We start from the raw sequence: 12,567 nt of genomic DNA on the forward strand, positions 1-12,567 counted from the left end.
GTGAGACCTTTACTTACTCTACAGAAAGCAGGGTATAGGGTGTAGGGGATAGGGTATAGAGAAATAGGGCACAGACACGAGCAGGTAGATGAACCGACTCACGCAGAAAGCACAAAGCGGACAAGCCACGAAACCCGCTACACCCTACACCCTACACCTTATACCCAGCCTCATCGCCCTCGCTTGCGGCGCGGCCCTGCGTCTCTGGTTCATCCACGCCTATCCCGATGTGCAGGGCGATCCGCTGGTCTACGGCTCGATCGCCAAAAACTGGATGCTGCACGGCATCTACGGCTCGACCACCAGCGGCGCACTGCGTCCCACGCTCATCCGCCTGCCCGGCTACCCATTGTTTCTGATGCTCTGCTTCCGGCTCTTCGGCATAGAGCATTATCACGCGGTGATGTATGCGCAGACAGCGATCGATCTCGGCACCTGCGTGCTGATCGCCGCCGTCGCCCGCCGGCTGTGGAATGAAAAGGCCGGCTGGTGGGCGCTATGGCTCGCGGCACTCTGCCCCTTCACCGCCAACTACGCGGCTGCTCCGCTCACCGAAACGCTTGAGCTCTTCTCGATCACCGTCGCGCTCTACGCGCTGGTACGTTTTCTCGAGAAGCCTTCATGGCCATGGACACTGCTGCAATCGCTGGCCTGGAGCTATGCGGCGCTGCTGCGCCCCGACGGCGCGCTCATCGCCGTCGCGCTCTGCCCGGCAATGCTCTGGTACGGGCGCAAGCGCTGGGGCCTCAAGCCGATGCTGCGTTACGCGCTGGCCGCCGCGGTGCTCTCCACGCTGCCCTTCGTACCGTGGGCCATCCGCAACTGGCACACCTTTCACGTCTTCCAGCCGCTGGCCCCGCGCTACGCGACCGATCCCGGCGAAGACACGCTGCCCGGCTTCAACCGCTGGACCAAGACCGTCTGCGTCGATCTGGCCTGCACCTGGGAGGTCTACTGGAATGCGGACAGCGACCGCATTGAGCTGGAAACGCTGCCCAGCCGCGCCTTCGATACGCCCACGCAATATGACGAGACGAAGGCGCTGCTCGAGGACTATAACCGGACAACAACGATCACGCCCGAGATCGATGCGCGCTTTGCAGCGCTGGCCGCGGAGCGCCTGCGGGAACACCCGCTGAAATATGGCGTAGGACTCCCGCTGGCGCGTGTCGCCGACATGTGGCTGCGTCCGCGCACAGAGATGCTGTGGATCGAGTTGCGCTGGTGGGAGTACAACCGGCATCACGCCGAAACGGAATTTGCCGCCGCCTACGCGGGGCTGAACCTGCTGTATATTCTGCTGGCGCTGTGGGGATTCCGCCGCTGGCCGCTACTTTCGGGAGCAATGCTGGCATTTTTTCTGCTGCGCTCGCTGCTGCTGGGCACCATTGAAGCACCCGAGGACCGCTACACGCTCGAGTGCTTCCCCATGCTCTTTATCCTGGCGGCCATCGCACTCGCACCGCGGAAGAACGAAGACGAGATTAGTGGCGCACCTTCTGCACGTCTGCCGGAAGCTTCAGCGTAAAAGCGCTCTCCGGTACCCCGTTCAGCTTGATGTTGGAGTAATTCGCCAGCCGATAGTCGCCGCCAGGCTGGAAGACCTGCTGGCGCAGAGAGACACTGCGTGCGCTGTCGACCCAGATCGTGATATGCGAAAAATTCTGGTTGGGTCCGCTCTTCGACGTCAGATCCAGCTTCGCTGTCTCGACGCCATCGATGGTCTCTGTGCCCAGATATTTGATGTTCCAGTCCGCAGCCAGCTCCTTGCCGCTGCCCCCGAAGCCGAGGGAGAGGTACTTCTCATACTCGGCAGAAGCAGCAAGGATCGTCTCCTGTTTGAGCGCGGGCTGGTAGAAGTCGATTTCGCTCCCCTTGTAGAGAACATCCTTCAGTGACGGCTGGCCATTGTCAGTCTTGATGTGCATCACCATCTCGGTGGCCTTGCCCGCGCGCCGGAAGGCGATCGTGCCGGTTTGCATATCGTGGCTGTCCACAACCGCTGTGTACTGGTCAGCAGAGACTTCAGCCTGAGCGCTCTGGAACTTTGCCGCGGCAGCATCCATCTGGCTCAATACCTTCTGAAGATCCGCGTTCTGTGCGTGCGCGATGCCCGGTGCGCCCGCCAAAAGAATGGCGCCCAGCGAAACCGCGGCGCCCAGCCATTTCGATCGCTTTGTCATAGAGAGATCAAACCTGTCTTACTGAATAAATCCCGCCCTGAATCCACCCACTTAGACCAGTTGGATGCGGAAAAGGCAGCGTTTAGCTTCCAACCTCCGGCTTTTCGCTCAAAGCTGCTTTACCGGTGCGCCCACACCCGGTAGCCGGTGACCTTGCCCTGCGGCTCGGTGATGGTCTGATAGCGGTCCATGGTCACGGAGCCGGAGACCGACTCGATCTGCGCGGCGAGCTGGGCATCGAGCGGGCCGCCATCCGTATGCACAGAAGCCGCCGGGATATCGAAGATATAGTTCCCTGCTCCGGCAGGCTTCACCAGCACGCTGCCCTTGGCCAGTTTCTCCGACTGCGGATGGTCTCCGAAGTTATAGAAGTGCGGGGTCACGAAAATGAACGCCAGGATCAGCGTAACCATCACGTCATAGTGGAAGCTGCCCCGTTCGTAGGTCCAGAAGAGGTAGCTCCGCAATAGCTTGCCCATTTTTCTTACTTCTCCTTGCCGGCAACCACCGCGGACAGCGATGCGCCGGCACGGGGACGGATCACCGTCTCCCCACCCATATAGGGTACCAGCGCCTCGGGCACGGTCACCGAACCATCGGCCTGCTGGTAGTTTTCGAGGATCGCCAGCCAGGTGCGTCCCACGGCCAGTCCGCTGCCGTTCAACGTATGCAGAAACTGCGCCTTGTTCTGCCCCTTGGCGCGATAACGGATACCCGCGCGCCGCGCCTGAAAATCGCCGCAGTTCGAGCAGGAGGAGATCTCACGGTACGCCTGCTGGCCCGGGAGCCATACTTCGAGATCGAAGGTCTTGGCAGAGCCGAAGCCCATATCGCCGGTGCAGAGCAGCACGCGGCGGTAGGGCAACCCCAGGCGCTCGAGGATGGTTTCGGCGTTGCGGGTGAGCTTCTCAAGCTCGTCCATGCTCTCCTCGGGGCGGGAGAACTTCACCATCTCCACCTTCTGGAACTGGTGCTGGCGAATGATGCCGCGCACATCCTTGCCGTAAGAGCCGGCCTCGGAACGGAAACATGGCGTATAAGCGGTCAGCGACAATGGCAGCTGCGCGTCTTCGAGCGTCTCATCGCGGAAGAGGTTGGTCAGCGGCACTTCGGCGGTCGGGATCAGCCAGTGATCATTAAACAGAGCCCGGAGATATCGATTCTGATCTACGTCCCCAAACTCTTTCTCCCTTTCCTCCGATTCCTCTTGCGCGACATGATCGGGGTCTGCGCAGCGGAACAGATCCTCCGCGAATTTTGGCAGTTGCCCGGTGCCGAATAAACTTGCCCCATTGACTATGAAGGGCGGTAGCACCTCGGTATAGCCATGCTCTCGGGTGTGGATATCGACCATGAAACTGGCCAGCGCCCGTTCGAGCCGCGCACCCGCACCCCAGTAGACCGCAAATCTGGCACCGGAGAGCTTTGCTCCGCGCTCGAGATCGAGAATGCCTAGCTCTTCGCCAATCTCCCAGTGCGGTTTCGGCGTGAAGTCGAATGTGCGAGGCGTACCCCACTTCTTCACTTCGACATTATCGTGCTCGCTCTTGCCCACTGGCACGTCATCGGCCGGCAAATTCGGAATCTGCATAAGCATCGGGAAGATAACCCGATCAAACTCCGTCAGCACAAACTCAAGCTTGTTGATTTTGTCTGCTAGCACGCGACTCTGCTCCATCAAAATCGATGCGTCCTCGCCACTCCGCTTGAGACGCCCGACTTCCTCGGAAACTTTCTTCTTTTCGGCACGAAGCAGTTCAATTTCGGTGACGCGCTTCCGCCTGTTCTCATCATTTTTGCGGAAATCGCCCAGCAGCGCGGCGGGGTCCTGACCGCGGTCGCGCAGTTTCTTCTCTACCAGCTCCAGGCTGGAGCGCACAAAGGACAGATCGAGCATACGCTTCAGATTACCTGACCCATCGGTAACGTGGGCAACCCGGTTTTCGATGGGAGACGGCTCGGCGGACTGCTATTCCATTGCTGGGCCGAATTGTCGGCCTAAAAACGCAAGGCCCGGTGTCGAATCACCGGGCCTTGCTCAACTACGGAGGTTGACGATGAAGAAAGCATCGTCTCCGAACCGAGTCCCCACTCAGATCGTCATCTGGGCCAGGACTGTGTGGGTTGTAGCGAAGCTCGTGGCCAATCTGTGGCACGAGTTCCGTTTGTAACCCGACTCTAACCCTGTTCGCAGGCGCCAACCTGTGAACAGGTTTCTATCAGGGTAGTCCTTTTCCCCCGGATTTCAAGCAATTTTCCCGCCAGAGACCGGATGAGATTGCCGGATTGGTCCAGAACAGGTCAGCCAGCATGGAACCAGCAACGCAGTCCGTACCTCGAGAGACCGTACTCCTTTGCACCAGCACCATCCCAGCCATGAATCCTGAACCTTAAAAAGACCTGAAGATCAAGGCAGATAACGATTCCGGCTTTGCGAATGTGCCGTGAATTCTTCCGCCGTTTCACGGTAACCGTCACCTCCGGCAGCATTCCTGCGCACCCAGCGACATTCCTCCATCGCCAGGCCAGGCAGCGCATATACGGTGCCAGAGTCGCCGCGGGACCGTTCTCGAGATCCGCCTATGTGGCTTCTGCCTTTAGACTCCCACGATCCATCCTTGCGATACTGATGGGGTATGGCTCCTACCAAGCGCTTCTTCGCCGTGCTCGTTTCCGCCGCGCTCTCCTTTACCTCCGCGCCCCTTGCGACAGCCAGCGTCGCCGATAGCCGTCCGGCCGCAGAGACGCCGAGCGCCTACAACGCACACCCGAAGCTCGTCGTTCTGGTCGTGCTCGATCAGTTCCGCGCCGACTATCTCGAGCGCTACCGCGATGACTTCAAGGGCCGTGGTTTCAAGCTCTTCCTCGACCACGGCGCGAACTTCCTCGACTGCTACTACGGTTATGCCAATACCGAGACAGCCCCTGGCCACTCGACGATCGGCACCGGAGCCTACACGGACGGTCACGGCATTGGCGGCAACGAGTGGTGGGATCTGGCCCGCAGCAAGGATCATCCGGTCACGTCGGTCGAAGACGAACGCTATGCGCTGGTCGGCGTGCCCTCGGGCGAGAAGACCACTCCGGGCTCTTCACCGCGCAATCTCCGTGCCTCGACCTTCGGAGACGAGCTGCGCCTCGACACGCTCGGCAGCTCGAGTGTCTATGGCGTTTCTCTGAAGGACCGTGCTGCGATTCTGCCCGCGGGCGCTGCCGCCAACGGCGCCTTCTGGATCGACCAGGCCTCGGGCCGTTTCATCACCTCGACCTACTACATGGCGCAGCTGCCGGAGTGGGCGCAGACCTTCGACGACAGCGGACGCATCGACCAGGCCCGTCAGGAAGCGAATGCGCCGCAGGGTGGGAACTTCTACAACACCGTCGGCGCCACGCCTGCGGCCGTGAGCTATGAGCTCGACTTCGCCAAAGCGCTGATCACCGGCGCGGACCTGGGCAAGCACGACACGACCGATGTGCTGACCTTGAGCATCTCCTCGACCGACATTCTCGGCCACCGTGTCGGCCCCGATTCTCCCGACCAGCGCGCCATGGTCGATGCGGTCGACACCGATCTGGATAGCTTCTTCAGCTGGCTGGATAAGAATGTCGACGGCGGACTCGGCAACGTGTGGATTGCCCTTACCGCCGATCACGGCATTGCGCCGGTACCTGCCGTAGCTGCCAACTTCGGCCTGGATGCAGCCACCATCAACGTACAGAAGCTGGTTGCCGATCTGAATGACGCCCTGAACCTCAAGTTCTCGCCGGGCGAAAAGATCCAGTACCTGCTCGATCATCAATCTCTCCCCTACCTCGTGCTGAACCCGGCTGCCTTCGACCGCGCGGGCATCAACGAGCAGGAGGCTGAGGATGCGGTGCAGAAGGCGCTGCCGCAGGCCTTCGCAGACCTGACCAAGCCGCAGGAGCTGAAGGCTCCGGCCACCTCCAAGCTGCCGCCCACCCCGGCGCTCTTCCGCAGCTTTACCCGCCTGCAGATGGCCGGCGGCCAGCTTCCACCGACGCCCTTCGGGGAGCTGATCGCGCACAGCTACACGCCCAACGGCGGCTGGTATGTAATGGTCGTCGCCGATGCTTTCCAGATGGCGCAGATGGCTCCCGGGGGCACCAACCACTTCACCCCCTACTCCTATGACCGCCACGTGCCGCTCGATTTCTATGGCGCGCCGTTCGCGCCGGGCATGTACCACGGCCGCGTGGAACCGGTCGATCTCGCTGCCACGCTGGCCTCGCTGCTGGGCGTCAACCAGCCTTCGGCGTCGGTAGGGCATATCCTGACTCAGGCTCTGAAGCCGGTTTCGGCAGTAACCTATCCGAAGCCTGTGCCGGTACGCACGCGTGCTGTGCACCGCATACACGCCGCGGCAGACAAGTCTTCAGCCGAAGCAAAACCGGCGGCGGCCGCGCAGAACCAGTGAGGATCAGCAAGCGTTGAAGACCGACATGCGCATCCAGTTCGCCGGCATTGAGCTGGCGAACCCCGTTCTCGCCGCCAGTGGCACCTTTGGCTACGGCGTCGAGTTCGAAGAGATCGTCAACCTCGAGAAGATCGGCGGCTTTGTCACCAAGGGCATCTCCCGCGAGCCGATGGCCGGCAATGCCGCGCCCCGCATCATTGAGACCGCCAGCGGCATGATGAACGCCATCGGCCTGCAGAATGTCGGCGTCGACGCCTATCTCGAGCAGAAGCTGCCGCCGATGCGCAACTACCCGCGCTGCGCGGTCATCGTGAACGTCTTCGGCGGCACCGCCCGCGATTACGTCGAGGTCATCCAGAAGCTCAACGATGCCGAGGGCATCGCCGCCTATGAGATCAACGCGTCCTGCCCAAACACCGACCACGGCGGCATGGTCTTCGGCACCGATCCCGGAGCGCTCAGTGATCTCGTCTGGCGCGTGAAGCAGGTGGCCAAACGCCCCATCCTCATTAAGCTCTCGCCCAACGTGACATCCATCTCCCAGATGGCTCGCTGTGCGGAAGAGTCCGGTGCCGACGCAGTTTCTCTGGTGAATACCTTCGTCTCTCTGGCCATCGATATCGATACCCGCAGGCCGCGCATCGCCAATGTAACCGCGGGGCTCTCGGGACCGGCCATCAAGCCCATCGCGCTGCGCATGGTGTGGGAAGCGGCGAAGTCCGTCAAGATTCCAGTCATCGGCCTCGGCGGCATCGTCTCAGCAGAGGATGCAGTCGAGTTTCTGATTGCCGGAGCGACCGCCGTACAGGTGGGCACAGCAACCTATGCCGACCCGCGCGCCTCGGAACGCATCGCTCACGGCCTCGAACACTGGTGCACCCGGCACCACATCGAGAAAGTCACCGACCTGATCGGGACACTGGATACAAGCAAGAAGTAAGTCTGAGAAGCAGCTCGCATAAACGCAGATGGCGTCACTTGACTTCAAGTGACGCCATCTGCGTTTCGCGGTACTTGTTGTTCGGCATCCGGCAACAAGACTCCCTAGTCCGAGTTTTCACCGTTACTCTGCAGCGTTGTCAAACCCGATCACCCTGACGAAACTACCTCCAGGGTCTTCGAATAAATTACCTCGAAGAGAAGAGGCCCAAATGGTGGGATGGTCGAATGTTCGAGCACAATCTTTGTGCCGCTTCTCTGCAAGAGGTCTTCCGTCTGATCAAGGCAGCCACACACATAACTACTGCTAAGGATCGTTATTGCTGACTGGCAACCCCCGCAAGCGCAGAGCATCCTTAAGGCGAGATCGGTCTGGATGCCATCACCGCCGCCGCCATCAACCCACGGCCCCTTCGGCAGACAGGAACAGATTCAAAACCTACTGATGCGCTCCATCTACACTGACAAGATCTAGCCCCATCTTGACTGGACAAGCGCATATCAGGCGCATCGCACGCGCTTTTACGGGAACTTCTTGGCCAAGACGGTACCCTTCTAGGAAAATGATTCCCGTGGGAACGGAGATTCTGAACAAAATGCGCCTCTTTTTCAGCGAGGGACAGCCCTCTCGGCAGGTGCTGCTGCTTCTCCTCGCCTTCATGTGTCTATCCGGCTCAAGCGTGGCGCAGACTGCCGTGCCGCCCGCGGACCAGGAAGGCAACATCATCATCGAACCCTATGCGCCGAACATCGTGCATGTGCTCATTCGCGTGCCCGGTACAGGTGAAGCGCCGTCCACCGGCTACGGCCTCATCGGCAAGCCCAGCCGCATCGGCTGGTCGGAGCAGGAAGTGCAAGGCGGGAAAATGTACCAGTCTGGCCGCATGACTGTGCACGTAGTGCGCGACCAGAACGGCGATCGCTCGCCGAAGGGTATCCCGCTCGACAAGCTGAATATGAGTCTGCGCGACATCTTCTTCCCGCCGGGAAAGCGAGGCCCGGTGGACCCCCGGTTCGTCAACCACGATGACAGCATCGTGATTACAAGAGAAGGGGGTAAGCCGCTGCTGACCATGCGCCGTTGGCAGATCGAGCCCAACAACACCGATGCCGCGGCCATAGCAAACGCCGCCGCGAAAAACATCCCCAAGCCCGAGCTGTACCACATCTCCGTCCTTTTCGATTCGCCGGATGACGAACACTACTACGGCCTGGGCCAGCATCAGGGAGGCTTTCTCGACCTCCGCGACCACCGCATCGATTGCTGGCACGATTACGGCAAGCCGGGCGGCGAGGAGGTTTGTGTTCCGTTCATGATCTCCAGCCGTGGCTACGGCCTGGTCTGGGATAACCCATCCAAAACCCATATCAGCCTCGGCATCAACAATGTGAACTCCTGGTCCTCCGATGTCGCCGACCAGATCTCCTTCTTTGTCATCTCCGGCAAAACCACGGACGATATTTACGCGGGCTTCCGGCAGATCAGCGGCATCACGCACCTGTTGCCCAAGGGTGCGTATGGCTATGTGCAGAGCAAGGCCATCTATGCCACGCAGGATCAGTTGCTGGATGTTGCCAAAGGCTACCGCGACCGCCATCTCCCTGCCGATGTGCTTGTGGTGGATTTTCTGAACATGACCCGTCAGGGCGAAATGGACCTCGATCCGAAGCGCTGGCCCAACCCCGGGGCCATGAATGACCAGCTGCACAGCATGGGATTCACCACTATGCTCAGCGTCTGGCCGCACTACTCCGAGGGCACGCAGTTCTACGACATGCTGAAGGCGAAGGGCTGGCTCATCAGCCGTCCGGACGGCACGCCGGACCGCGGCAACTACTCTCAGGCCGTCGGCCCCAACATCGACTCCACGAATCCGGAAGCCGCCCGCTGGTTCTGGAACAAAATCCGCGACCGGTATATCAAGCCGGATCACTTCGACTACATCTGGCTCGACGAGACGGAGCCGGACGTAGATCCTGCGAACGACCTCTTCCACATCGGCACCGGGCCGCGCTTCTATGACGTCTACCCGCTGCTGCATACAGCGGCGATCTACGACGGCTTCCGGCACGACTACGGTGATAGCCGCCGCGTCTTTTCACTGGCGCGCGCCTCGTACCTAGGCGCGCAGAGCAACGGCACGCTTTTCTGGTCGAGCGACATCGTGGCGAGCTGGGATATGTTGAAGCGGTCCGTACCCGCCGGCCTCAACTTCACCGCGTCCGGCATGCCGTACTGGAGCACGGATATCGCCGGCTTCTTCTCGCCGAGCTTTCCGCCGGACTACACGCCGGCGAAAACACCGCTGATCGACCCCACACCGGCCCGCGACAACATCGGCCGCTATTCGGACTATCCCGAACTGTTCACGCGCTGGTTTGAGTGGGGCACCTTTCAGCCCGTCCTCCGCGCCCACGGCGAACGGGAGCACAACGAGGTCTGGTCCTATGGACCTCAGGCGGAAGCGATTCTGTCGAAGTACCTGCGTCTGCGCTACGCGCTGCTGCCCTATACCTACGCTTGCGCCTATCGGACTTATCAGAATGGCGCGCCCTACATGCGCGCACTCTTTATGGACTTCGGCGGCGACCCTCTGGTGCGTGACATTACGGACGAGTACATGTACGGCCCGGCATTCCTTGTCGCGCCCGTTCTGGAGCAGGGGCAGACTGTGCGACCCGTTTACTTGCCAGCTGGCACCGACTGGTACGACTACTGGACGCACAAACGCTACGTTGGTGGCCAGACCATTATGGTCAACGCTCCCATCGACACGCTGCCGCTCTTCGTGCGCGCAGGCTCCATCGTCCCGCTCGGTTCAGAGATTCTGAGCACGCAGCAAAAGCAGACAGTGACGAAGCTTCTGGTCTTCCCGGGTGCAGACACCAGCTTTACTCTTTACGACGATGACGGCACCACCTATGGCTATGAGAAGGGCAAAAGCCAGATCACGGAGCTGGTCTGGAACGATAAGACCCGACAGCTTACAAAAGACGGCAAAAGTGTTGGCGCTGGGTCGGCGATGAACATAGAGGTGGTGGAGCCTATCTGAAGAATGAGCCTATCTTGACGGCCTTTTCTAATGCCTGAAGCGATGTGGCAAGATGCGACACGCGGGAGCAAGGCACAGCAGAGAAGAGCACGGCTGCCCTGATCGAGAACCTTGCCTTGGTCGAGACCTACACCGTGGGCGCGGATGGTAACTTCAACGGAAACACCGTCCAGGGCTGCATGTTCTAAATTGGATTGACGATCGGAGCTCTGCTGAGCAGCTCAAGGAGAATGTCGACGGCGACCACAGCTGGAGCTCTTTCAGAGCGGGTAGATATGCATAGAAATCCACTGGCAGCGGGTCGCAGCACCTTAGTTGCAAAAGCAACGACAAGTCGGTTCATCAGTTACAACGGCCCATGTTGGTGACGAGAACCGCGTTTCGCAATACTAATCCTTTCAGGACGGCCTACGTACGTGAAGAGCGCATCGTAAAAATGCGCCAGTACGCGACAATGAGTCATGAGCATTTTTACCCAGCAGGACCCGTCGGGAGAACCCCTCTCTGTGTTTGGACCCCGCAACGGGTACAGTACCCAGATTGGTTTCCTTGTGTCGCAGCTCAACTGGATGCGAGCAGTGGTCCTCTCGCGCTTGAAAGGTCGCTCGGTTGAGGAACTCGATTGGTTGCCCCATCCTGACGCGAACTCGATCGGTGCTTTGTTGATGCATCTAGCCGCTGCCGACGTTTACTACGGCTTAAACACCTTCGACGGTGTTCCGTGGGGCCGGTTTTCCTATGAAGCTCGCAAAAAGTGGGGTGTGGCAATCAACCTTGGTCACACAGCGCGAGTCCGCTACAAGGGTTTTGATCTGCAGTACTACCTGACTCATCTATCTGAGGCGCGGGAACACACCTTGAAGGAATTGAGTAAGCGAGACGACGATTGGCTCATGGCGATTGACCCGTCATGGAGTTGGGGACCTACCAATAACCTCTGCAAATGGTTTCATGTGTGCGAACACGAGTCTCATCATCTGGGCCAGATTGATCTCCTTTTGAAGCAGCTACCAAGACGGCAAGTTCCCGATAAGCGCAGTTTGCACAAGGGCCAGGCATCTCGTACCGCACTCGGTGTAGCGTTGCGACGGGCGACTCATCAGGTCTACGACGCAAGCCCACTGGTGTTAAACGACCCCATCGCCGTGCCGCTGCTCGGGAACAGATACACGAAAGTCCTGGCGGACTCCGAAGAAGATTTGTATGAGGAATCATCCCGGATGATGCGAGCATGGTTGGTAGCACGCAGCCGCTTCGCTGAAGATCACTTGGCACGGGCAGTGGGAGATGGTGTTCGCCAGTATGTCCTCTTGGGGGCCGGTCTCGACACCTTCGGATTCAGGAATCCGCACCCACGGCTCGAGGTGTACGAGGTTGACCATCCAGCAACGCAGTCATGGAAGAAAGAGTTGGCTGAAGCGAGTGGAGTAGTGATCCCGGAGTCTCTCCACTTTGTGGCAGTAGACTTCGAAACGCAGAAGCTCTCCGAACGGCTAGAGGAGGCGGGGCTTGACGCCAATGTGCCGACAGTCTTCGCGATGCTCGGGGTAGTTATGTATCTGACGGCCGATGCCTTCGGAGAGACGCTCAAGTACATTGCTGACTTTCCAGGGAAAAGTGGCGTGATCTTTGACTACGCTGTGCCACGCGACATGCTTCCGGCCGACGAGATCGATGCTCGAGATGAGCTTGCTAGCCGTGTCGAAAGTATCGGCGAACCATTTCGGTTGTTTTTCAGTCCCTACGAAGTCAAGGACGTGCTTGGCGCCTTTGAGTCGATCCAAGATGTGGACGATGAGGAGCTAAATCGCCTCTATTTCGCAGGCCGAACCGATCAGCTCAACCTTAAAGGAAGGTCCGGTCACATGATCGCTGCTTTCAGAGGCTCTTCGTCTGTAACGTAAACATTCTTCTTTTGCGGTGCTGGCTAGACCAAAGGAATTATTGAGTGGGACA

At 59.6% G+C, this 12,567-nt stretch carries 9 protein-coding genes; 6 read left to right on the plus strand and 3 right to left on the minus strand.

Annotation, left to right across the window (positions count from 1 at the left end):
- Nucleotides 1–88 precede the first annotated feature (88 nt).
- Nucleotides 89–1,528 (plus strand): ArnT family glycosyltransferase, encoded by a 1,440-nt coding sequence (locus ESZ00_RS02625; protein ID WP_129206640.1) that lies wholly within the window; start codon nucleotides 89–91, stop codon nucleotides 1,526–1,528.
- Here the strand turns inward: ESZ00_RS02625 and ESZ00_RS02630 are convergent.
- The 3 genes from ESZ00_RS02630 to serS form a co-directional block, all read right to left on the minus strand.
- Nucleotides 1,485–2,183: a LolA family protein gene (locus ESZ00_RS02630; protein WP_129206641.1), complete on the minus strand. Its 699-nt coding sequence runs from the start codon at nucleotides 2,181–2,183 to the stop codon at nucleotides 1,485–1,487. The genes ESZ00_RS02625 and ESZ00_RS02630 overlap by 44 nt on opposite strands.
- A gap of 119 nt (nucleotides 2,184–2,302) precedes the next feature.
- On the minus strand, nucleotides 2,303–2,662 hold the full coding sequence (locus tag ESZ00_RS02635; protein ID WP_129206642.1) for a hypothetical protein: 360 nt from the start codon (nucleotides 2,660–2,662) through the stop codon (nucleotides 2,303–2,305).
- 5 nt (nucleotides 2,663–2,667) lie between these two features.
- Entirely contained in the window at nucleotides 2,668–4,080 is a 1,413-nt protein-coding gene (gene serS / locus ESZ00_RS02640) for a serine--tRNA ligase (RefSeq protein WP_129206643.1), read from the minus strand.
- Between the two features lie 739 nt (nucleotides 4,081–4,819).
- Here serS and ESZ00_RS02645 point away from each other — a divergent pair.
- The 5 genes from ESZ00_RS02645 (at nucleotide 4,820) to ESZ00_RS20240 (ending at nucleotide 12,515) form a co-directional block, all read left to right on the plus strand.
- Complete coding sequence (locus ESZ00_RS02645) at nucleotides 4,820–6,619, plus strand: alkaline phosphatase family protein (RefSeq protein WP_129206644.1); 1,800 nt, start codon at nucleotides 4,820–4,822, stop codon at nucleotides 6,617–6,619.
- A gap of 25 nt (nucleotides 6,620–6,644) precedes the next feature.
- Nucleotides 6,645–7,559 (plus strand): dihydroorotate dehydrogenase, encoded by a 915-nt coding sequence (locus ESZ00_RS02650; protein WP_129207882.1) that lies wholly within the window; start codon nucleotides 6,645–6,647, stop codon nucleotides 7,557–7,559.
- A gap of 595 nt (nucleotides 7,560–8,154) precedes the next feature.
- Nucleotides 8,155–10,611 carry a glycoside hydrolase family 31 protein gene (locus ESZ00_RS02655; protein ID WP_129207883.1) on the plus strand — a complete coding sequence of 819 codons (2,457 nt, stop codon included), beginning with the start codon at nucleotides 8,155–8,157 and terminating at the stop codon, nucleotides 10,609–10,611.
- Nucleotides 10,612–10,655: 44 nt separating this feature from the next.
- Nucleotides 10,656–10,799: a hypothetical protein gene (locus ESZ00_RS19985; protein WP_164981315.1), complete on the plus strand. Its 144-nt coding sequence runs from the start codon at nucleotides 10,656–10,658 to the stop codon at nucleotides 10,797–10,799.
- Nucleotides 10,800–11,072: 273 nt separating this feature from the next.
- Entirely contained in the window at nucleotides 11,073–12,515 is a 1,443-nt protein-coding gene (locus ESZ00_RS20240) for an SAM-dependent methyltransferase (protein ID WP_229740910.1), read from the plus strand.
- The last annotated feature ends 52 nt before the right edge of the window (nucleotides 12,516–12,567 follow it).

Origin of the sequence: Silvibacterium dinghuense, from assembly GCF_004123295.1 — a bacterium.
In the GTDB taxonomy this organism is placed as follows: Bacteria; Acidobacteriota; Terriglobia; order Terriglobales; family Acidobacteriaceae; genus Silvibacterium; species Silvibacterium dinghuense.

Excerpts from the sequence above, each read along its gene's own strand:
- ESZ00_RS02625 (WP_129206640.1), top strand. The coding sequence starts at position 89 with ATGAACCGACTCACGCAGAAAGCACAAAGCGGACAAGCCACGAAACCC.
- ESZ00_RS02630 (WP_129206641.1), bottom strand. The coding sequence starts at position 2,183 with ATGACAAAGCGATCGAAATGGCTGGGCGCCGCGGTTTCGCTGGGCGCC.
- ESZ00_RS02635 (WP_129206642.1), bottom strand. The coding sequence starts at position 2,662 with ATGGGCAAGCTATTGCGGAGCTACCTCTTCTGGACCTACGAACGGGGC.
- serS (WP_129206643.1), bottom strand. The coding sequence starts at position 4,080 with ATGCTCGATCTGTCCTTTGTGCGCTCCAGCCTGGAGCTGGTAGAGAAG.
- ESZ00_RS02645 (WP_129206644.1), top strand. The coding sequence starts at position 4,820 with ATGGCTCCTACCAAGCGCTTCTTCGCCGTGCTCGTTTCCGCCGCGCTC.
- ESZ00_RS02650 (WP_129207882.1), top strand. The coding sequence starts at position 6,645 with ATGCGCATCCAGTTCGCCGGCATTGAGCTGGCGAACCCCGTTCTCGCC.
- ESZ00_RS02655 (WP_129207883.1), top strand. The coding sequence starts at position 8,155 with ATGCGCCTCTTTTTCAGCGAGGGACAGCCCTCTCGGCAGGTGCTGCTG.
- ESZ00_RS20240 (WP_229740910.1), top strand. The coding sequence starts at position 11,073 with ATGAGCATTTTTACCCAGCAGGACCCGTCGGGAGAACCCCTCTCTGTG.